Source organism: Paraburkholderia sp. 32 (assembly GCF_050435345.1).
GTDB classification, from domain to species: Bacteria; Pseudomonadota; Gammaproteobacteria; order Burkholderiales; family Burkholderiaceae; genus Paraburkholderia; species Paraburkholderia tuberum.
Window position 1 is genome coordinate 995,839 of the sequence record NZ_JBNDKD010000002.1, and the last position, 20,104, is coordinate 1,015,942.

The following is a 20,104-nucleotide window of genomic DNA, read 5'->3' on the forward strand; positions in this document are numbered from 1 at the left end:
CACTTTCGCCTGATAGGAGAAGACCATGGGTGATTCTTATGAGAGCGCTGCCGCGCTGGCCTGCACCATCAGAGGCGCAACTGGGGAGTACCTTAATGCGTTCGTCGGTTCTCTGATCGGGCAGCAATACTCGGTCAGTTATGTATGCCAGTTGGCACAACACGCGCTTGCGTTTGGGCACTGGTGCGAGGATAGCTGCATTTCCTTCCATGCCTTGAAGGACGATGACATCGTGCGGTATCAGCGCCTTCGTTCGCGACGTCGATCGCGATGCTTCGAGACGAGACGCCGGGAACTGCACGCATTGAAACTGTTGACGCGTTTCTTGCGCGATCGCGGTGTGTGTCATGTCGCTCAAACGCACGCTATTGCCGCTGACGACGTTGTCGAGGGGTTTGCGCAATCCTTAAAACGCGATCAGGGTTTGGCCGTTGTGACCGTTGAGTCCTATGCAAGGTGGACACGCAAATTTCTGGTGTGGCGGTTCGGCCAGGGAGAAGTCTGCTTGCGGGACGTTCGCGTGACCGACGCCAGCGCTTTCGTTAAGAGCGAGGCAAAGCGCATGGCGCCAGCCGCCCTGAAGAACGTTGTCACGGCACTGCGGTCCTTCCTTCGTTACGCCCAGTTTCGCGGGGAGGTTACCGCGGGACTTGCTGCAAGCGTGCCAGCGGTAGCCAGTTGGGCAAGCACACCTCCCATCCCCAGAGCCATTGCAGCCGAGCACGCGCAGCGCGCAATCGACAGCTGCGACCGCCGGAGCGCGGTGGGCCGACGCGATCGAGCCGTGCTGCTGCTTCTGGCAAGACTGGGACTTCGAGCCTGCGAGATCGTCAGGTTGACGCTGAACGACGTCGACTGGGACTGCGCTCAATTGCGTGTGCGTGGCAAGGGTGGCCGCGAGAGTCTCCTGCCATTGACCGCCGACGTGGGCGAGGCGATCGCCGCCTATCTCGAGCGCGGGCGTCCTGCCAGTCCAGATCGGCACCTCTTCCTTCGATCCCTGGCACCGATACGCGGGCTGATGGAAGGGTCGGACGGTATCGGCACGATTGTGCGCCACGCGCTCAATCGCGCCAAAGTCGACGCGCCGCACCGCGGCTCGCACCAGTTCCGGCACGCCTTGGCTGTTCGCATGTTGCAACTCGGTGCGTCGTTCCCGGAGATCGGCCAGGTTCTTCGCCATCGTAGCCCGCAGTCCACGGGCGTTTATGCGAAGGTGGATGTCAGCGCACTTCGGAAGTTGGCTATGGCCTGGCCAGGAGGTGCACGATGAACTCGATTCGAGAGGCGCTCCAAGAATATCTCGACCTGCGACGCAGCCTGGGCTTCAAGATGCACGATGCCGGTTTGCTGTTGCCCCGGTTCGTCAGTTTCATGGAGACGCGGCATGTCGAGCATATCAGCACCGGCCTCGCTCTGGAGTGGGCGCAAAATCCGTCGGTTCAACCCGCAGAATGGGCTAGACGCCTTTGCTTCGTGCGCGGCTTTGCCCGCCACCGCAGTGCCACCGACACCCGCACAGAAATTCCACCGGTCGGCATGTTGCCCCATCGGTCTACGCGAGCCAGACCTTATCTATACAGGGAGGAGGAAGTACGGCGCTTGCTGGACGCGGCATTGGAGTTGCCGGTGGCGTGGCCGTCGACGCCGCTGCGGCCCAGGGTGTTCCATTGCCTCATCGGCTTGCTCAGCGTTACCGGCCTGCGTATTAGCGAAGCGCTAAACCTCGAGCTTGGTGACGTGGACCTCGAAGACGCCGTCCTGACGATTCGCGGTGCCAAGCTCGGTCGATCGCGCCTGGTCCCAATTCATCCGACCACCTGTACCGTCCTGGCTGACTACCTCAGGCGCCGCAAACAGTTCCTCGGTCGCCAGGTCTCGTCCAACGTGTTCGTCACGAGTCGCGGCACCCGGCTCGACATAGGTCGCGTTCATCGGACGTTCTACGCGCTGTCACGGCAAACGGGACTGCGTGCCGAAGGCGCAAGCAAGGGACCACGGTTGCATGACTTCCGGCATCGCTTCGCCGTTGAAGTGCTGATCCGTTGGTATCAGTCTGGAGAGGACGCCTGGCGCTTGTTGCCGGTGCTGTCGACCTATCTTGGGCACATCTATGTGGCCGGCACATACTGGTATCTGAGCGGGTCGCCCGAGTTGATGGCACAAGCGATGGATCTCCTGGAACGCCGTTGGGGAGAGTCATCATGATTAGGGAGCCCAGCTTCGCCGCCTTGCTGGAGAAGTTCTTCATCCAGCGTCTGATGCACCAGCGCCAGGCCAGTGTGCATACGATCGCATCGTACCGCGACACATTCCGGTTACTGCTGGAATTTGTACAGCGACGCCTGCATAAAGCGCCATCCACTCTGGCACTGGAAGACATCGATGCGCCGCTGGTCGCGGACTTCCTCGATGAACAGGAGCAGGTTCGCGGCGTCACAGCTCGAACGCGTAACCTGCGCTTGACGGCAGTGCACTCATTCTTCCGGTATGCGGCCTTCGAGATGCCGTCACACTCAGCGCACATCCAGCGCGTGCTGGCCATCCCGGCCAAGCGCTTTAGCCGCGCATTGGTCCCATTCCTGAGCCGACAAGAGGTCGATGCGTTGCTGGCCGCGCCGGACCAGCAGACTTGGGCAGGTCGCCGCGATCACGCTCTATTGTTGTTGGCGGTGCAGACGGGGTTACGCCTGTCTGAGCTGACCGGCCTTCGGCGCGAGGACCTGCACGTTGGCGCCGGCGCGCACGTACGCGTGTTTGGCAAGGGGCGCAAGGAGCGTTGCACGCCATTGAGCAAGAGCACCCGCTCCGTATTGGTCGCGTGGGTTCGAGAGCCACCGCGGGCCGGGAATCAGCCACTGTTCCCAAATGCGCGCGGCGGCCGGCTGAGCGCACACGGCGTCCATTACCTGCTTCACAAGTATGTGTTCGCGGCCTCGGAGAAATGCTCTTCGCTGAAGAACAAGCGCGTGAGCCCGCATGTGTTGCGACACACGACAGCGATGGATCTGCTGCAAGAAGGCGTCGAACCCTCAGTCATCACACTCTGGCTCGGTCACGAATCGGTGGAAACCACACAGGTCTACCTGGACGCCAACCTCACATTAAAGCAGGCGGTTCTGGACAGGACCACACCCCCTGAAGGCAAGCCGGGACGGTATCGACCCGATGACCGATTGCTGGCGTTCTTGAAGGGCCTGTAGGCCATGCCTATGTCCCGCTGCGCACGGCCGGCTGATGTCGTCCCGTCAGTCTCGTGCGTCACGGGACATAGTTCCGCGCGGGAGATAGTCAAGTTTGGTATGGCCAAGGAGCAATTGAACGGCGCGGAGGTTCTTCGTGCGGCGATAAATCAGTGACGCTTTTGTCCGGCGCATCGTGTGGGTGCCGTACGCGGTGTCATCCAGCCCGATCGATGCAATCCACCGATGCACCACGCGTGAATACTGGCGCGTCGAGATGTGCGGTGATTCGCGGAGCCGGCTCGGGAACAGGAAGTCAGTCGGCGCCAGCGCTGCCGACTTGATCCACGCCTCGACGCTGTCCTGGGTCTGCTCTGTAATCTCGAACTGAACCGGCCGTTGAGTTTTTTGCTGCATGATTGTTGCCCGGCTGGCGACGTGCTGCCCATGGCAAACGTCACAAACCCGCAGCCTCGTCAGATCGCATGCACGTAGTTTGCTGTCGATTGCCAGATTGAACATCGCGAGGTCGCGAACGCTTGCCGAAAGCTGAAGGCGGATACGGATCGCCCAGATTTCCTTGAGCTTCAGCGGAGGCTTCTGACCAGTGAGCTTGCCTTTGTTCCAAGGTATCCTGGCGGCCGTTGCTTCGTCAGTGGCTTTCATGACTATCTCCTTTCAAGTGAACGGAGAGCTAGTCTGCACCGGCCGACATCGGGCGCTGTCCGACCCGTTCGAGCCAGTCGCGATGCCGGTAAGCGGACGTTCATTTAACTGACAGCGCGACCGCACGTTGACAATTTGGGCGCTGGCAGCAGCGAAATTTCATGCGCCCCGTTCTGTTCATTGCTTTTTGCGCTCGCCATTCGCCCGTTGATTGCGCGCCCAACCGTCGTCGGGTCGAAAACACATGGTCATTCGACATCGAAGGCGCTGATCACGCCAATTTCGGCTCCGATACAATGCCGCCTTGAATTTCACACGAACTGCTAAGTACAACAATGACGCCTGCTACAACGTATCCCGTCGATGGATTGGTGACCGAACGTACGATATTGCGCGCCGTTAGTGAAGATTACGCGAGCGAACTACAGAAGTATCACACGGTTAATCGAATGCATCTCCAGCCTTGGGAGCCGTCGAGGCCAGAGAGGTTTTTTGAATTGGACACCATCGCTGACCGACTCCGCGCGATGGCTCATCAAACCGCATTGGGTACGGCTCTCCATCTTATGCTGTTTGAACGGGAAGGCGGTCAGTTGATCGGAGACTGCAACTTCACCAATATCGTTCGAGGACCGTTCCAAGCGTGTCATCTCGGGTTCTCTGTTGCAACGATGTTCGAAGGGAAAGGACTGATGCGAGAGGGCCTGACGGCCGCAATCGAGCATGTGTTCAGCGGTTTGAGACTGCACCGAATCATGGCGAACTATCGACCGGAGAACGTCCGCAGCAGACACTTGCTGGCTCGACTCGGCTTCGAGAAGGAAGGCGTGGCTCGATCGTACTTGAAGATCAATGGCTCTTGGGCCGATCACGTACTTACGTCACTGGTCAACCCGGACGATCTTGACTAGGCCAAAATTGGTGGCGTAATACGGGGCGGAGAGTGATGGGCGGACACTGCCCATATGATTTCTGTCTAATTACCCAGCGTCCGAGTCGCGAACTAGATCGTCGATAATCTCGGCGGTGATGTCGAGCGGCTGGAATTGGCCGGATCGAGCCTGACTGATGCCGGCGCTAACGAATCCCGGAGCGGCCTTACTATCGCCGTGATCGGTCAATCACCGCGTCCGAGGATGGCACACTGCGCTCTAAATCAGCTCGGCGACGCGTACGATAGTGAGCGCGGCCGGTACGAGCATTATTTGTGCACACACGGTCCCGAGAACACGCGCCCCGGCAAGGGTAGTGATCGCTCGCCGGAAGGTGTTTTCGGGGATTCGGCCTTCGATGACGTCGTCCGTCATGACGGAAACCTGCGGGTCAATGACCACCGCTAACACTACGGTCGCAAAGCCATTAATGACCGACGATAGATTGGCGCACGTCACGCGCAAATCTGGCTTGAGGTATCCCGCGTAGAGCGACGCGAAAACGCCGACAGTCCAGATCGCCATGGCGAAGATATTGAGAGCTATCACCGTCGCGGAGACACCGGTACCGCTCGCTAGCTGGGCGATGTTTTGGCGCGACGGAACCCGCGCGCCGTCCCGCAGATAGTTGATGCCGCCACGGCTAAAAATGTGGAGCAACAGGCGTGACAATGAACGATTAGCCTGGAAGTGCTCGACGGCGCGACTGAAATAGCGCTGGAACGTTGGGATCAGTAACGCGCCGATTATGCTTGCCGCCGTCGCGGTAATCAGGAAGAGCCGAAAGTCACCGAGCAGGCCCCCCTCAAGATGCCGAGCGATATCAAGCTCGACGCGCTTAGCTATGAACGGCCCTTGAAAGGAGTTCGCCGTGCGGGAGACGAGGGCGATGATTCCGAACAGAGAAAACGACACAGCGATACGCCGAGTGCGAACACCCGCGATCCGCACGGCGTAAGCCAGTGTCGCGATGACGTGAATTACGAATGTAAGTCCGCAGATGATAAAAAGCTGGGTGTCCATGCAATCCCGGCAAGGTTGGGCAGGAGATGAAGTCTACCGGAGCGCCACCACCCGATTCGATTGTCACCGAATTGACGGTCGATACCGAAAGTCCGAAATTTGCCGCACTGCGTCCCGCGACATAGCACGACGATCGTCTGCGGTGTGCGCCCCATGCAAAAGGCATAAAGCGACCAGGAGCGGGCCGTCGATCGCACGCGAAGCAGACGTTCAACCGGTCGCGCCGAGCCGTTGCCATCTCGCCTGCGGTTGTGCGCCCCACAAGGACATAGGACGCTCAGCCGCCAATCTTTCGAGCGTCACCGGCAGCCATCCCCAAGTGTCGTCATTCCTTTGACAGTCCGGATCAGTCGTAGCCCGCGCTCACCGTCTTCGATTTGCCATCCCAAGGCTCTCAACGTGTCACGTAGGCGGTCGGCTTGGACCCAATCGCTGTTGGCGCGCGCCTTCTCACGCTGCTCGGCCAAGGCAGCAATGTTTGCGGGAATGTCCCGCTTGTCCGGCTGCCAATCGGGCAGTCGTAACCCAAGTACCGAATCGAAGCTGTCAACGGTGGCCCGTCGCGTGGCAGGAGGCAAATCGCTCCTCACCAGATCCCACAGCACGGCTAGTGCGCGCGGTAGATTCAGATCCTGATTGACCTCAGCGTTGAACCGGGCGACAAAACGCTCATCCGCCGTACCACCGGTGGGCCAACTCGCATAGACGTTGCGTAGCCGGTCGAGCGCGACCCTTGCGGCTTCAAGCGCATCCCAGTTGAAACGCAGGGAGCTTCTGTAGTGCGCCGTCAAGCACAGGTAGCGATACGCCAGCGGATCGACTCCGCGGTCGACCAGTGTCTGCAGGCGGAGGAAGTCACCGCCCGCCTTGGACATTTTCGTGGCGTCCAGTGTAAGGAAATGGCCGTGCATCCAGAAGTTGGCGAGCCGGGTACCGTGCGCGGCTTGCGTCTGCGCAATTTCGTTGCTGTGATGCACGGCGATGTGGTCTTCACCTCCGCAGTGGATATCGAACCAGGCCCCCAGGTACCTGGCCGACATCGCCGAGCACTCGATGTGCCAGCCGGGAAAGCCGCGTCCCCAAGGGCTGTCCCATTCCATCTGGCGCCGGGAATCAGCCGGGCTGAATTTCCATAGCGCGAAATCCATGGCGCGCTTTTTCTCGCCTAGTGCAACCCGCTTGCCGGCTTGCAGGCCCTCATGGTCGAGGCGAGCCAGAAAGCCGTAATCGTCCTGCTTGCTGGTGTCGAAGTACACGCCATCTGCGGTCCGGTACGTGTAACCGGCGCGTTCAAGGGTGACAATGAAGGCGACCTGATCCGCGATATGGTCGGTTGCGCGGCACCAGACCGAAGGCTCCAGCAAGTTGAGCGCTCGCCAGTCGGCCAGGAAAGCCTCTGTATAACGCTCGGCGATCGCCCATGCCGACTCTCCTGTTCGCCGGCTTCCTTTCTCCATCTTGTCTTCGCCCTCATCGGCATCGGAGACCAAATGACCGACATCGGTGATATTGACGACGTGCTGTACGGGGTAGCCGTTTCGCATCAGGACGCGTCGGAGCACGTCTTCAAACACATAGGTCCGCAGATTGCCGATATGCGCGTGGTCGTACACCGTAGGCCCGCAGCAATACAGGCCGACGTGATCGGGTTGTATCGGCATGAAGGGGCGCACGGCGCGCGACCAGGTGTCATACAGGACGAGTGGCATTGGAATTTTCGCGTGGTGGAGCGATCGTGAAAAACAAAAAGGCCACCGGTTTCGCAACGGGTGGCCAGTTGAGGCTTGGACGTGACGCAGATTGGCGCGCTAGACGCAAGCTCCCCCTGGCAGGCCGTGACAGCATGCGTGGACAAGGCGGAAGGGGGAATGGGCGTAAGCGAGCATGAAAGGCATGTTAGAGCCTGCCGCTCCTTAGGTCAATGTCAGTGAGCGGCCGCTTTCGAGAGCCACTGTCGAGTGACGGCTTGTGGCCGGAGTTTGCCTTTTACGCGACCGGGCGACTTGTTGCAAAGCGGTCGAGCTGGCGTCGAATTGCATTGCGCATGCATCATGAGGACCATGCCGAGTTTTGCAAAACGATTCGATAGCCGTCGTGATCCTCAAATGTTCCACCTGACACATCCCAATAAGGGTTGAGCGACGTCACGCAAACAAATCCGCTCTCGGCGAGGCGATCGCAAGTCGACCGCCACTCAACTCGATCCGGGGCGTAAAACACCAGCAAATCCTCACGTGTCGGTGTTGGCGCTACCGGATGTTCGCGGCACTGTGTGAACTCGAAGTGATAGTCCATGCCGGAACGTCCGAGCATTACCCCATCAAACCCCTGATGGTCTTGAAATTTTGCCAGCACAACCAGGCTGAGCGCGGCGCAATACATGCTTTCTGCCCGCGAAAGATCACTGACAGGCCTGGCGATTCTGAGATGTGATTGCATCGGGCTTTGTTATCGGGTCGTTGGCCAAGAGTGTCAGAACATCGATCCTCAAGGATACGTCGAACGAAAAGTGTCGCCAATTCTCGCCGCTTTGCCGAGGGACCGGTTGTGGCCGGCCACAGCCCTATGCGAGTTGCATGCCTCGACCGTAGCGGACAAATGGGTACCGACAAAGCGCTCTCACGGTTCAACAATTAGGTCGCCCACTTTGCTAAAGCAGATTTTTCGACCAATATCTCGAATCGCGATCTTCCTCACCTCGTTCAGCGACGACACAAAAGAGAACCCGCATGAACTCGCAAATATGTGCAGTGCTTGTGTATGTGCCAGACGTGCCGGCCGCATTGGACTGGTACCAGTCAGCTTTTCGAGGCGCTGAAAGGCGCTTTCTTGACGAGTTCAATCTGACATACCTCGAATTCAATGGCATCAGACTCGAAATTGTTCCCGCCGATGCAAAATTATCGGCGGGATCGGCGGGCACAGTCGTCTACTGGACCGTCGATGACTTCGATGAATCTCTAAAGCATTTTCTGAACATAGGTGCCACGCTTTATCGTGGTCCAGGCCAAGTGGAAGATGGAAAGCGGATGTGCATGCTGCGCGACCCTTGGGAAAATTGCGTTGGGCTCTACGGCTAACCCGAATATTGTCGACGATCTGCGTGGCCATTTCGACAGGCTGCTTTTGGCCGATCGCCGCCCGACACGGAAGGCCGCACCCGCCCCAGTTTTGCCATTTGACTGATCCGCTTACGGACGGCAGTTCTTGATTTACGACGGCCGCGCTCCCGATCGGTTCGGCACAGGCGCGCATCCAGCCCGCCACCCTCTTATTCGCCGGCTTCGTAGATGAAGCCGTGGCCGTCAGGCATGCGAGAGACGATATTCTTTACAGGGGTCTTCGCGGAAAAGAGTGATGAAAAATCTCCATTTTTCAGATTCGAGGCAGCATGCAAGTGAGGATCTTCAGGCGCAGATACTGCTCATCTCGCAATCCGTACGCGCGTCGTTGGATGACCCGAATCTTGTTATTGAGTCCCTCAACGAAGCCGAGCGGCACCTTGTTTTCTGGCTTGCAATAGGAAGCAATCCCCTCCCAATGACGCTCGACCATCGCGGCAAACTTCTCATAGGGCTTCAAACGCTGCCACCTCAGGCTGGATTTCCAGTTCTCGAAGAAGCGACGTGCCCAGCCTTCGCGCTCGTAGTCCCACAACTGCCCGAACGACTCCTTGAGCAGGTACGCGGTATTCAGCCGTCGGTTCGCTGCGAGAAGCGTCTTCAACGAGTTCCTGCCTTCCATCGACAGGTTTTCGCGATGACTAAGCAGAACGTACTTCTGGCCTTTGATGTAGCGCCGCTGCTCGCCTTGCAGGCGAGCGTATTCGCTCTTGCGCACTTCATCCAGGGCTTCGTTGAGCTGCTTTATGACGTGGAATTTGTCGTACAGGATGGCCGCATGCGGCACGCGTTCCTGCGCGACGTTGTAAAACGGCCGCCACATGTCCATCACGACAAGCCGGATGCCGCGGGCCTTTTTCTCGCCCAGCCAGTCATAGAACTGATGCATGCTGGCCTCCTTTCGATCTTCGCCACCGAACCAGATCGCACGGCCCCGTATCAGGTCGCTCACAACAATGCGGTACGTCTGTCCCCTGCCAATCGAAATCTCGTCGATGCCGATGACCTTCGGCCCAGGCGTGCCGAACCGCTCCAGTTGCGCCCGCATGTACTGCATCTCGAGGTCCTTGACCGTGTGCCAGTGCAATCGCAGTTCGTCGGCCACGTCCTTGATCGTGCTCTCGCGACAGCGACGACCGACGTACCACGCGAAGCGCTTCGTGTAGTGAGGGTTGTCCGCCAGAAAGCTCAGTCGTTCGCCTTTCACGCTGCCATCGCATCGACAGCGGACCCGACGAGCTTCGAGTTCCAGGTAAATCCGTACGTCGCCGTTCGGCAGATCTCGAACGCGACGCACCGTGCGATCGTGGATCGAGCACCGTCGACCACATCCCTTGCAGGCCGTTTTTTTGAGCGCCGAACCAGCGTGACTACGCGTGCCATGCGATCACCGAAGACACCGCGCAGCGCTTCGCAAGGACGGAATCCGTCGAACCGGTATGCGTCAGAAAGACGCTTGAGTTTGCGTGAAGTAGCCATCGCGAAATCATGCCCGATTTCGCGAGGCCATCAAGACGCGCGAACCCTTACCCAGATTGGCTCTCCGACGTTTTCATCATGAAAAACCATCACACTTTTCCGCGAAGATCCCTTTACAGCTTCCAACGTACGGTTCCCCCACTGATTGGTGAGGGCGTACGTTGTGCCATTGGCGTAAAAGACCTCATCATCCGCACAAAAGAAGCGCTCGGAATCTTTCGTCGGAAACAGGGCCATCAACTCCTGCCCTGACAGGCGCCCCCCCGCGCTTATGAACATACCGTTTCCCCGCCACGCGACAGCGCTGCGTATCTCGTCGGGAGTGACCCCTTGCTCGATCGCCTCCCGTACGGCGCGGTACATCAGCCAACGTTTGGGCAACCGCTCGAAAACTTCGCCAGACTTGGTTTGCACGCGAAAGCGGGTGAAATCCCGCCCGCCAGTCTCAACTGCAGCCGCTTCAAGCGTCTTCTCTCGAATCGCAATCTGAAATTCAGCAGCTTCGGGAAGCGGCATTACCTGCTGGACATCCAGCAAAACGCTATCTCTAAATGCGTATGGAACCGCTTTCACACATGTAAGGTTAAGCCCCTGAGCGTTTAGCCACAGCACCGTGGACGTTATCTCTTTCGAGAAATTCGCGGATACGAGAACGATGCGTACCTGCCCAGCCAACGATACCGGGCCTTCGGGAGCGGCCAGGAACTCCCGTATCGCAGCTTCCGCTTTTTCGGACGGCAGCGAGCGTGAGAGAAGATACTGGCGATGAGCAGTCACCGCTTGCTCAAATCGCATAGTTGACACCATAGCGGCGTATCGCAGGGCCTGCAGTTCCATATGGCCGCCATCGTCGGACCGCTTCAATTCGACTACCACTAGTTGCGAGTCGCGGTCGATACAAAGCAAATCGATGCGTCGCTTGCTACCTTCCCATTCACCATATTCCTCGGCCAACACCATCAGATCGGGCGATATGGCGTCAATGTGATCACGGAAAACGCGCTGCAGATCTTGCCGTTCGCGTAGCTTTAGTTCCGCGTAGGTCGCCACAGGTCTCACAACCAGAGAGTCGCTGGTCAACTCGTAGAGGGCCATGTGTGGATTTAACACCTCGTTGCATATGGCTAAATTCTACGATGAGATGCTGCGCCACTTGTCGCTATCTCACTCTTATACGAAGCTTTCCCATTGGGCTAGGAACCGGGGTTCACCCTTGCCAATCAAGCGGCCGTTTGCCAAGGCGGAGATGCTATGTGGGACTACCCAAGCCAGACCCGTTTAGCTAAAACGGAATTTCCAACCCTGTGCAAAGGAGACGGAAATGTCGGCGACCCAGACAGTCCCACAAGGCAATGATACGGCGATCCAAGTCCAGCTCTACATGAGCTTCGAACTCGGCGACAAGTCGTGGAAGTTGACGGCCAGCGATGGCCGGCGCGGCCCGAGCCGTTTCAGCGTGCACGCCGGCGACACGGCTGCGGTGCTCGACTGCGTGCGCCGCGCCAAGGAGCGCTGCCAGCTCGAACCGCAGGCCCCGGTGCATTCGTGCTATGAGGCCGGCCGCGATGGCTGGTGGCTGCATCGCTGGTTGAGCGGGCAAGGCATTGACAACCTCGTGGTCGACCCGGCGAGCATCGAAGTGAACCGACGCGCCAGACGGGCCAAGACCGACCGGCTCGACGGCGATAAGCTGCTGGTGATGCTCAGGCGCCACCACGCTGGCGAGCGCATCTGGTCGGTGGTGCACGAGCCCACGCCCGAGCAGGAAGACGCGCGCCGCACGCACCGTGAACTGGCCCGGCTGAGCCAGGAGCGTACCGCCCACACGAACCGCATCCGCTCCCTGCTGGTGCTGCACAACCTGCGTGTGCCGGTCATCGTCGGCGGGCGCGACTGGGCGGCGTGGTGGGAGCGCCATCGCGAGCAGGTGCCGCCGGTGTTGCGCGGCGAGATCGAGCGCGAGAGCGCGCGGCTGGCGCTGGTCAGGCAGCAGCTCAAGGTGCTGGAAGCGGCGCGGCGCCAGGAACTGGCCGAGGGCAAGCATCCGCTGGTGGCGCAAATGGCACGGCTGCGCGCGATCGGCCCCAAGGGCGCCTGGGTGCTGGTCAAGGAAGTGTTTGGCTGGCGACGTTTCGCCAACCGGCGCGAGCTGGCCGGCAGCCTGGGGCTCACGCCGACACCCTACGACAGTGGCGGCAGTCAGATCGAGCAAGGCATCAGCAAGGCGGGCAACAAGCGAGCGCGCACGATGCTGGTCGAACTCGCCTGGCGCTGGCTGCAGCTGCAGCCCGACAGCCTCCTGACCCAGTGGTTCAACCGGCGCTTTGCCGGCGGCGGCAAGCGCATGCGGCGCGTGGGCATCGTGGCGTTGGCGCGGCGCCTGGCTATCGCGCTGTGGCACTACCTCGAGCACGGCGAGATTCCGGCCGGAGCCTCGCTCAAGCCGGCAGCTGCCTGAAATTCCGGGCAGCACGGGTACCACGCAACGCCTTCGCACGCAACACGTCATCATGATCCAGGGTCGACGCGCCCGGAACGTCGGCGGGTCACGGCACCCCGTGACCGTCTCGCAGAGATGGGGCGCGCCCATAACCGGGGTTTGCCAGCGCGCCTTGCGCGCATGCTGCATGAGGTGCAGGGTGTTGGCGCCCTGCACGGATAGAAGTTCGTTCGGGCACTGGCTCGAACGCTCATCACACCCCGACCCCGGACCAGGATGGCACAGCCATGTCGCGCCAAGGCATCACGCGCTCAACAACCTACAGGAGCCACCATGAAATCCAAGCCCTTCACGTGATCAAAAACGGCTTGACATACAAGTCCCCATAGAAGCCGACATTCGAACGTCCAGGCGCCGGGACGGCCGAATGTCGCTTCATGGCCGGGTGCCGACCCATGCGATTTTGCATATGCAGGTTAAACCACGTCAGCCAGCGATCGACAGCACGCGACCCCGAGCCGCCGCTCGAACTCGCGCCACAGCAACGGCTGCTTCCGAGGTGCAACTGCCAGTCGCCTCATCGAATTTGCCGAGTGGCCCTCAGCCGACATCAATCCGATGACGGCCAAACGCAGCGCAGTGACCGATTGTTCAGGCGAACGGCCGATTTGCAACCGCCCTGGCCTGATCCATCAATCCCTCCGATCGCCCGCGACTCCCTCACCACGGGATCGTTTCATTCTCCCAGCGCGTGAACGTCCCTGTTGGGCTGTCCGGGCCCAGCAGCGCGACGCGCACCACTTCGCGAGCGCCTTCCTCGACGGTCTCGGTGCCCAAATAGCCGTTGAGGTTCGTTTTGGTAAAGCCCGGGGAGACAGCGTTGACCTTGATCCCGTGCGGTTCCAGCTCGATCGCCATGGCGACCGTCAATGCGTTGAGAGCCGTTTTGGACGCCGGATAGACGGGGCCGAAGATCGCACGGTAGGCGAAGGCCGGGTCCGAGTTCGTCGTTAGCGACCCAACGCCGCTCGACACGTTGACGATGCGGGCGCCCGGCGTCGCGCGCAGATGCGGCAGCATCGCCTGATAAACGGCGAGCACGCCGAACACGTTGGTGTCCCACACCGCGCGCATTTCATCGGGGGATACGTTGCCCGGGCGGGTCGTCTTCGCGTACTCCTCGACGGACTGACCGGACCGCTTTTTCGTGTTCGAAATGGCGGCGTTCTGGATCAGCACGTCGAGGCGGCCGAACGCGTTGCTTACGCGCTCCGCCGCGGCTGTGACCGAAGCCTGATCCGTCACGTCGAGCTGGAGCGCGTGGCCGTCCGGCCCCACCTCCTTGGCCGCAGCCTCGCCGCGCTCGAGATTGCGCGATCCGACCAGCACAGTGAAGCCGTGTGCCGCGAGATCCTTGGCGATCTGAAGGCCGATGCCTTGATTGGCCCCGGTGACCAGGGCGACGGGTTTGTCCTGCATGGCAATCTCCTTGTGTTGCGCTGTAGCGCGCAAAAGCCAGTTCCGTTTTTCAGTTCAGCTCAGGGCGATGCCGCTGGCTGGTTAGTGAGCCTCGGCCGCCCAGGCTTCGGCGTCGGCGCCGGCCGGAATGCGCATCGGCGCCGACGGATCGGTCGCTGCGCGCCACACCGCTTCGGCGACGTCGTGCGCCCGGGTGATCGGGGCAGACGTATCGAGGACCCGCGCGAAAACCTCCTTGACCAGATCGGTATAGGCTTCGTGGTCGAGGCCGCTCATGTGCGCGCGCGCGTTGTCTCCGAAGCGGGTGTCGGGCGCACGTCCCGGCAGCACCAGGCGCGCCCGTATGCCGAACTGCTCGAGCTCCAGCGCCATCGACTCGGTGAATGCGTTCACCGCCGCCTTGCTCGCACGGTATGCGGCAATCAGGGGCAGGGCCTTCAGCGTCACGCTCGATGTGACATTCACGATCACACCGGCCCTGCGCTGGCGGAATTGGGGCAGCACCGCTTGCGTCAATGCGATCGTGCCGAAGGTGTTGGTTTCAAAAATTTCGCGCACCGTCGTGATCGGGATGAGCTCGACCGGGGCGGCCGCGCCAAACCCCGCGTTGTTGACGAGGACGTCGATCGGCCCTGTGGCCTCGACAGTCGCACGAATGCTGTCCGGGTTCGTGACGTCGAGCGCGAGCACGCGCAGACTGTCGGCTGGCGGCAGCACATCCGCACGCGGCGTGCGCATCGTGGCGATGACCTGCCAGTCGCGCGCGAGGAAGTAACGGGCGATCTCAAGGCCGAATCCGGAAGAGCAGCCGGTGATCAGTACGGTTTTCATGGGGACTCCTGTGGGCAAGGTGTCCGTACGATAGATCGCCAAGGTCGTACCCGCTACAATCGATCATCCGAATTTCATTTGCAGGAGTCCGGCGATGATCGACCCGTTGGCCGAAGTCGTGACGCTGCTGCAGCCCGGCGCCCGATTCTCCAAGCTCGTCCACGGCGCGAGTCCGTGGCGCGTCAGCCGCTCGGACGCGGGCCAGCCGTTCTATTGCGTGATTCTCGAGGGCGGCTGCCGCATCGCGATCGACGGACATGAGGCCATCGAGCTCCTGTCAGGCGACTTTGTCCTGATTCCGGCGGCTTACGGCGTAGCGATGTCGAGCCTCGAGCCGCCACCGCCGGGCGTCGAGACGCGGCCGCCCGTCGCGCTGGGCGACGGCGAGTTCAGAATCGGCGACCCCGATCGCCCCATCGACGCGCACATGGTGGCCGGCCACTGCAGTTTCGGCTCACCGGATGCATCGCTGCTGGTCTCGCTGCTCCCGCAACTCGTGCATGTGCGCGGCGAACAGCGGCTGGCCACGCTCGTGCAACTGGTGCGAGAGGAAACACGGGAGCAGCGGCCCGCGCGCGAGGTCGTGCTCGCACGACTGCTGGAAGTGCTGCTCATCGAAGCGCTGCGGTCCGCGGCACAGACTAATGCGTCGCCGGGCCTGGTGCGCGGGCTTTCCGATGGCCGCCTCGCGGCCGCGATCCGCGGGATGCACGAACATCCGACACGCGCCTGGACCGTTGCTGAACTCGCGAAGGAGGCCGCACTCTCGCGCTCGGCCTTTTTCGAGCGCTTCAGTCGCACGGTCGGCATCGCGCCGATGGAATACCTGCTCACTTGGCGCATGGCACTCGCGAAGGACCTGCTGCGTCGCAATGAAGGCCGCATCGCCGAGATTGCGCAGCGCATCGGCTACAGTTCAGCGAGCACCTTCAGCGTCGCCTTCACGCGGCACGTCGGTCGGCCGCCCACGCAGTATGCGCGCGAGGTGCAGGCGGTCGCGAACGGCGCATGAGGCGGCTCAAATCGGCTGTTCTCAGATGCGGACGCGCGTCCCTATGCGATCCGCACTCACCAGGAATATCCGTTATCGAGACCGCTACAGCCCATCGAATGTCTGGCGTCTACGGCCGATGTATGACCGCAGGTGGCCAATCCGCGCCCGACGACCGAGCGCGACGCTCATCCTGGCCGCGCGTGCAATGCAAAAGGCATGTGCCGACCCATTCCGGTCGGCCAGCCGCAGACTTCGAACGGCGGCTATCCGAGGATGAGCTGTCGCACATGGCCACAGGCATTCCCCATTCAACCGCCTTGCGCAGGCAAGATTCCGAACTCCCCGCCACTCATCCGCAGGTGCGATCCCCGTCATGGAAGCGTTGCATCCAGTAGGGGAAGGGAACTGACGGTTCAGATACTTTATCGAGCCGTCCGCACTGTTCGGAGGTTAGTGCGAGATCTTGTGCGTCGAGGTTAGCTGCGAGTTGCTCGCACGTGCGGGCTCCGACGATGACGGAAGTGATCTGCTCACGCGCGAGCAACCAGCCCAATGAGACTTGAGCCGGCGTGGCCCCTAGTTCGTCGGCGACTTCACGCAATACTGCGAGGATCGGCTCCGCCCTGACTGTATCGACCGGGGGAAAGTCGACTTTGGCACGCCGCCCGGCAGCTTCGCCATTCTGCGAGTACTTGCCGCTCAAGTAGCCACCTGCGAGCGGACTCCAGACCAGAAGGCCCATTCTGTTTGTCGCTGCAACCGGCATGATTTCGTGTTCGATATCGCGACTCGTCAGCGAATAGTGCACCTGATTGCTCACAACATGAGCCCGATCGGTACGGGACGTTATGCCGACGGCCCGCTCGAGATCGGCTGCACTGAAATTACACACGCCAATGTGGCGGACCTTGCCTTGGGTAACGAGATCGTCCAGCACACGAAGCGTCTCGTCGAGCGGAACGAGCGCGTCACGGTCATGCAACTGGAACAGGTCGATGTGATCGCGACCGAGTCTCTTCAGGCTTGTCTCGACCGAGCGCATGATGTGCGAGCGGCCCAATCCCACTTCGTTCTGGCCGGTACCGGTGCGTAGCCGAACCTTGGTCGCGACGAGCATTCGATCTTCGTCCAGCCCCAGCGCTTTCAGCACATGACCCACGACCTCTTCTGAGCGACCTTGCGAATAGGCGTCCGCTGTGTCGATCAGGTTGACGCCGCGTTCCACGGCCATCGCGACGAGCCGGGCGGCCTGATCGCTGTTCAAGCGGGCAATATTGCCCCAGATGCCCGTGCCAGCACCGAAAGTCATTGCGCCCAGGCTCAGCCGTGAAACGCGTAGACCAGTTCTGCCAAGCGTGCTGTATTCCATCGCGTATTCCTTGTTTGAACGAAAACCTGATGCATCGGTAGAGAAAGACCCAGAGTCCACGCGTCGCGCTATCGGCTCTGGTCAGGTTCGACGCGATACAAGCTCGCCCAGAACGGTCTCCAGTTCGACGTGGCCGCGCAACATTTCGTCAGAACTGCTTTCGAAATCGATCCAGCCTTCGTTGAAGCCGTCCAGCATGCGCATGCGAGGTAGAGGATGCTTCATGCCCTGCGTGCGGAACAGCGCCTCCCACGTCTGCCTTTCGACGACTTCCGCACGTACCCGACGACGCAACACGCCGGCAAAAGCCGCTGCGAGATCGTTAGGACTCACCCGGCGTGGCCCTTCAAGCTCGACGACGCGCACACCGCGCCACGTCTGCTGAAGCAGTTCAGCAGCAACGCGGCCTACGTCCGCGGTGGCGACCATCGGCACCGGCTTGTCGAGCGGCTGCAGGTAACTCGCAATGACGCCATCGTCGCTTGCAGACGCAACATCCCATGCGGCGTTCTCCATGAACCAGCCAGGCCGCAGGAATGTCACGGGCATCGGCATCTCGCGCAGCGCCTGCTCCATCAGCGTGCGTTGAGTGAGCAGGTTGACCTCGTCGGCCTGCGCGCCGATCGTCGAGAGGCAAACGACCTTGCCGGGCCGTGCCTTCAGGAGTGCTGCGGACACAGCCTCAATCACTGTGCGCGCTTCAGGAAACCCGGGCTCCGGATCGAACTCCGAAGGCGGCAGGATGAAAACGCCCGTCGCGCCTTCGAACGCGGCGGCGAGCGACGAAGAGTCTTCCATGAAAGCCGTCGCGATCTCGCAACCTCGCTCTGCCCAAGCCTCGGCCCGCGTCGCATCGCGCACGACTGCGCGCACCGGCTGACCAGTAGCCAGCAGTTCGCGGGCCAGTGCGCCGCCCACCTTGCCGGTGATTCCTGTGATTGCATACATTACTCGTTCTCCATGTGTGGATATATCGGTTGACGCAGCGTGAATGTGTCGACGGTCAATCGCTCAGGCGCGACGCAAACCGTCGTAAAACGCCTGCTCGAACTGTCCGTACAGGTTCACGACGCGCGCATCGTAGAAGGGCAGCATCTGCGTAAAGAGTGATCCGGCGACCCGCTTGACCGGATCCACCCAGAAGTAGGTGTTCAACAACCCGGCCCAGCTCACGCTGCCTGCGCTTCGTCCGTGAGGTCCGTGCTCTGTATTGATGTCGAACGACAGCCCCCACTTGTGCGCCGTACCCGGAAACTGATCGAAGCTGTTCGACCACGACGGCTGCGCCGTTCTCATTTCCGCGACCTGCAGATCGCCAATGTGATTGCGGAACATCGTCGCAACGGTGTCGGCGCGTAGCACGCGTTCGCCCCGATACGTGCCGCCGTTCAACAGCATCTGCAGGAACGCCATGTAGTCGCGCGGCGTGCTGAAGAGTCCGCCTCCGCCCATGAAAAATTCGGGGCGCTGGTTGATCTCGAACGGCTCGGGCGCGAGTGAGCCGTCCGCCTGACGCCTGTGCATGGTCGCGACGCGCTGCTTCTGATTGCTACCGATGAGAAAGCCCGTGTTGCGCATGCCCAGCGGATCGAAGATGCGCTCGCGGAAGTAGACTTCCAGCGACTGATCGGTCACGGCCTCGACCAGTTTGCCGACCCAGTCCATGCTGATGCCGTACTCCCAGCGCTCGCCCGGCTCGAACTCGAGCGGCGCCGCGAATGCACCGTTAATCGAATAGCCGATGTCCGGCATGCCTGTCACCGTCTCGTACCGGCTGAGCTTGTCGCTCCAGATGCTGTAGGTAAAGCCGGAGGTATGCGTGAGGAGATGGCGCACCGTGATCGCATTGCGCGCAGGACGCAGCTTGGGCTGCCCGGCGACATCGAATCCGTCGAGAATTTGAGGCGACTTCAATTGCGGCAGGATCTCGCCCGCAGGTTGATCCAGCCGCAGTCTGCCCTGTTCGATGAGCTGCATGCACGCGGTTGCGGTAATCGCCTTTGTCATCGACAGGAGCCAGAAGACTGTGTCAGGACTAATGGCCTCGCCAGTGCGGGCGTTCGCCCGGCCACATGCTCCTTCGTAAACCAGTCCGCGGTCGGTTGCGCCCATGGCGACAACAGCGGCAACCGTGCCGTCGTCCACCGCCCGTTGCAGGCATTGATCGATCGAACTGTAGGCCGGGTGATGGGCCAGCGCGGCGTCGCCACGCGGACGCCGCGGTACTGCCCGCGCGTCGCGGCTTGCGACGCCACCAAGTGTCGCAAGAGCCAGCAGGCTCGACGCTCCCTTCAGAAGACGACGACGATCTGTTTGAACTGCCATTTTTCGTTTCTTCCCGAATGAATGAATGAATGGATCGCGGCATTACAGTGCTTCAGTGATTGGCGAAAAACGCGCGCCGCGACCGGTTCCCGTTGATGCGTCCAGCGGATGTCTCGGTGAGACGTATTCTGGACAAGCACCAAACGAAACAAAATGACATGGATGTCATCAGATAAGTGACAATGCGTCACCGATTTGGCATCATCAACGGACATGCCCAGCACTGCTGAGCGGCGCAGCGTTCGCCTTCACTCGGTCGATC

At 60.8% G+C, this 20,104-nt stretch carries 18 protein-coding genes and 1 pseudogene; 7 read left to right on the plus strand and 12 right to left on the minus strand.

What is annotated here, in order from left to right; all coding sequences use genetic code 11:
* Nucleotides 1-25: 25 nt before the first annotated feature.
* Genes OKW26_RS19900 through OKW26_RS19910 form a run of 3 tightly spaced genes read left to right on the plus strand, consistent with a single transcriptional unit; the run spans nt 26 to nt 3,203 of the window.
* Nucleotides 26-1,273 (plus strand): site-specific integrase, encoded by a 1,248-nt coding sequence (locus OKW26_RS19900; protein ID WP_429354877.1) that lies wholly within the window; start codon nt 26-28, stop codon nt 1,271-1,273.
* The gene (locus OKW26_RS19905; RefSeq protein ID WP_429354878.1) at nt 1,270-2,208 is read left to right on the plus strand and encodes a tyrosine-type recombinase/integrase; all 939 of its coding nucleotides are present in this window, start codon (nt 1,270-1,272) and stop codon (nt 2,206-2,208) included. The genes OKW26_RS19900 and OKW26_RS19905 overlap by 4 nt, the downstream gene beginning before the upstream one ends.
* Entirely contained in the window at nt 2,205-3,203 is a 999-nt protein-coding gene (locus OKW26_RS19910) for a site-specific integrase (RefSeq protein WP_429354879.1), read from the plus strand. Before OKW26_RS19905 ends, OKW26_RS19910 begins: the two co-directional genes overlap by 4 nt.
* Before the next feature lie 45 nt (nt 3,204-3,248).
* Here the strand turns inward: OKW26_RS19910 and OKW26_RS19915 are convergent, their stop codons facing one another.
* Entirely contained in the window at nt 3,249-3,848 is a 600-nt protein-coding gene (locus tag OKW26_RS19915) for a tyrosine-type recombinase/integrase (RefSeq protein ID WP_429354880.1), read from the minus strand.
* A 371-nt stretch (nt 3,849-4,219) separates the two neighbouring features.
* Between OKW26_RS19915 and OKW26_RS19920 the strand changes: the two genes are divergently transcribed.
* A complete protein-coding gene (locus OKW26_RS19920; RefSeq protein ID WP_429354881.1) occupies nt 4,220-4,759 on the plus strand; it encodes a GNAT family N-acetyltransferase in 540 nt (179 codons plus the stop codon).
* A gap of 240 nt (nt 4,760-4,999) precedes the next feature.
* On the opposite strand, the gene OKW26_RS19925 is transcribed toward OKW26_RS19920, so the two are convergent.
* From OKW26_RS19925 to OKW26_RS19935, 3 genes are all read right to left on the minus strand, one after another.
* Entirely contained in the window at nt 5,000-5,803 is an 804-nt protein-coding gene (locus OKW26_RS19925; protein ID WP_429354882.1) for a lipid II flippase Amj family protein, read from the minus strand.
* A 299-nt stretch (nt 5,804-6,102) separates the two neighbouring features.
* Complete coding sequence (gene cysS, locus OKW26_RS19930) at nt 6,103-7,512, minus strand: cysteine--tRNA ligase (RefSeq protein WP_429354883.1); 1,410 nt, start codon at nt 7,510-7,512, stop codon at nt 6,103-6,105.
* A gap of 340 nt (nt 7,513-7,852) precedes the next feature.
* The gene (locus OKW26_RS19935; RefSeq protein WP_429354884.1) at nt 7,853-8,242 is read right to left on the minus strand and encodes a VOC family protein; all 390 of its coding nucleotides are present in this window, start codon (nt 8,240-8,242) and stop codon (nt 7,853-7,855) included.
* A gap of 290 nt (nt 8,243-8,532) precedes the next feature.
* Between OKW26_RS19935 and OKW26_RS19940 the strand changes: the two genes are divergently transcribed.
* Complete coding sequence (locus OKW26_RS19940; protein ID WP_429354885.1) at nt 8,533-8,883, plus strand: VOC family protein; 351 nt, start codon at nt 8,533-8,535, stop codon at nt 8,881-8,883.
* A 295-nt stretch (nt 8,884-9,178) separates the two neighbouring features.
* Here OKW26_RS19940 and OKW26_RS19945 read toward each other — a convergent pair.
* Together OKW26_RS19945 and OKW26_RS19950 are read right to left on the minus strand one after the other, a co-directional pair.
* A pseudogene (locus tag OKW26_RS19945) lies at nt 9,179-10,270 on the minus strand (ISL3 family transposase); the annotation flags it as partial.
* 164 nt (nt 10,271-10,434) lie between these two features.
* On the minus strand, nt 10,435-11,499 hold the full coding sequence (locus OKW26_RS19950) for a hypothetical protein (protein WP_429354886.1): 1,065 nt from the start codon (nt 11,497-11,499) through the stop codon (nt 10,435-10,437).
* A gap of 226 nt (nt 11,500-11,725) precedes the next feature.
* Here OKW26_RS19950 and OKW26_RS19955 point away from each other — a divergent pair, with 226 nt between their 5' ends.
* Nucleotides 11,726-12,862: an IS110 family transposase gene (locus OKW26_RS19955; protein WP_429354887.1), complete on the plus strand. Its 1,137-nt coding sequence runs from the start codon at nt 11,726-11,728 to the stop codon at nt 12,860-12,862.
* Nucleotides 12,863-13,564: 702 nt separating this feature from the next.
* On the opposite strand, the gene OKW26_RS19960 is transcribed toward OKW26_RS19955, so the two are convergent.
* Both OKW26_RS19960 and OKW26_RS19965 read right to left on the minus strand, forming a co-directional pair.
* On the minus strand, nt 13,565-14,323 hold the full coding sequence (locus tag OKW26_RS19960; RefSeq protein WP_429354888.1) for an SDR family NAD(P)-dependent oxidoreductase: 759 nt from the start codon (nt 14,321-14,323) through the stop codon (nt 13,565-13,567).
* Nucleotides 14,324-14,404: 81 nt separating this feature from the next.
* Nucleotides 14,405-15,154: an SDR family oxidoreductase gene (locus OKW26_RS19965; RefSeq protein ID WP_429353983.1), complete on the minus strand. Its 750-nt coding sequence runs from the start codon at nt 15,152-15,154 to the stop codon at nt 14,405-14,407.
* Nucleotides 15,155-15,248: 94 nt separating this feature from the next.
* Here OKW26_RS19965 and OKW26_RS19970 point away from each other — a divergent pair, with 94 nt between their 5' ends.
* Nucleotides 15,249-16,166: an AraC family transcriptional regulator gene (locus OKW26_RS19970; protein ID WP_429354889.1), complete on the plus strand. Its 918-nt coding sequence runs from the start codon at nt 15,249-15,251 to the stop codon at nt 16,164-16,166.
* Between the two features lie 331 nt (nt 16,167-16,497).
* Here the strand turns inward: OKW26_RS19970 and OKW26_RS19975 are convergent, their stop codons facing one another.
* The 4 genes from OKW26_RS19975 to OKW26_RS19990 form a co-directional block, all read right to left on the minus strand.
* Entirely contained in the window at nt 16,498-17,517 is a 1,020-nt protein-coding gene (locus OKW26_RS19975) for an aldo/keto reductase (protein ID WP_429354890.1), read from the minus strand.
* A gap of 81 nt (nt 17,518-17,598) precedes the next feature.
* A complete protein-coding gene (locus OKW26_RS19980; protein WP_429354891.1) occupies nt 17,599-18,465 on the minus strand; it encodes an NmrA family NAD(P)-binding protein in 867 nt (288 codons plus the stop codon).
* A gap of 63 nt (nt 18,466-18,528) precedes the next feature.
* On the minus strand, nt 18,529-19,842 hold the full coding sequence (locus OKW26_RS19985; protein WP_429354892.1) for a serine hydrolase domain-containing protein: 1,314 nt from the start codon (nt 19,840-19,842) through the stop codon (nt 18,529-18,531).
* Nucleotides 19,809-20,057 carry a hypothetical protein gene (locus OKW26_RS19990; protein WP_429354893.1) on the minus strand — a complete coding sequence of 83 codons (249 nt, stop codon included), beginning with the start codon at nt 20,055-20,057 and terminating at the stop codon, nt 19,809-19,811. Before OKW26_RS19990 ends, OKW26_RS19985 begins: the two co-directional genes overlap by 34 nt.
* Nucleotides 20,058-20,104: the final 47 nt, after the last annotated feature.

Coding starts and splice junctions, on each gene's coding strand:
- OKW26_RS19935 (WP_429354884.1), bottom strand. CDS start 8,242: ATGCAATCACATCTCAGAATCGCCAGGCCTGTCAGTGATCTTTCGCGG.
- OKW26_RS19985 (WP_429354892.1), bottom strand. CDS start 19,842: ATGGCAGTTCAAACAGATCGTCGTCGTCTTCTGAAGGGAGCGTCGAGC.
- OKW26_RS19980 (WP_429354891.1), bottom strand. CDS start 18,465: ATGTATGCAATCACAGGAATCACCGGCAAGGTGGGCGGCGCACTGGCC.
- OKW26_RS19960 (WP_429354888.1), bottom strand. CDS start 14,323: ATGCAGGACAAACCCGTCGCCCTGGTCACCGGGGCCAATCAAGGCATC.
- OKW26_RS19955 (WP_429354887.1), top strand. CDS start 11,726: ATGTCGGCGACCCAGACAGTCCCACAAGGCAATGATACGGCGATCCAA.
- OKW26_RS19915 (WP_429354880.1), bottom strand. CDS start 3,848: ATGAAAGCCACTGACGAAGCAACGGCCGCCAGGATACCTTGGAACAAA.
- OKW26_RS19925 (WP_429354882.1), bottom strand. CDS start 5,803: ATGGACACCCAGCTTTTTATCATCTGCGGACTTACATTCGTAATTCAC.
- OKW26_RS19990 (WP_429354893.1), bottom strand. CDS start 20,057: ATGTCCGTTGATGATGCCAAATCGGTGACGCATTGTCACTTATCTGAT.
- OKW26_RS19975 (WP_429354890.1), bottom strand. CDS start 17,517: ATGGAATACAGCACGCTTGGCAGAACTGGTCTACGCGTTTCACGGCTG.
- OKW26_RS19900 (WP_429354877.1), top strand. CDS start 26: ATGGGTGATTCTTATGAGAGCGCTGCCGCGCTGGCCTGCACCATCAGA.
- OKW26_RS19905 (WP_429354878.1), top strand. CDS start 1,270: ATGAACTCGATTCGAGAGGCGCTCCAAGAATATCTCGACCTGCGACGC.
- OKW26_RS19940 (WP_429354885.1), top strand. CDS start 8,533: ATGAACTCGCAAATATGTGCAGTGCTTGTGTATGTGCCAGACGTGCCG.
- OKW26_RS19910 (WP_429354879.1), top strand. CDS start 2,205: ATGATTAGGGAGCCCAGCTTCGCCGCCTTGCTGGAGAAGTTCTTCATC.
- OKW26_RS19970 (WP_429354889.1), top strand. CDS start 15,249: ATGATCGACCCGTTGGCCGAAGTCGTGACGCTGCTGCAGCCCGGCGCC.
- OKW26_RS19965 (WP_429353983.1), bottom strand. CDS start 15,154: ATGAAAACCGTACTGATCACCGGCTGCTCTTCCGGATTCGGCCTTGAG.
- cysS (WP_429354883.1), bottom strand. CDS start 7,512: ATGCCACTCGTCCTGTATGACACCTGGTCGCGCGCCGTGCGCCCCTTC.
- OKW26_RS19950 (WP_429354886.1), bottom strand. CDS start 11,499: ATGGCCCTCTACGAGTTGACCAGCGACTCTCTGGTTGTGAGACCTGTG.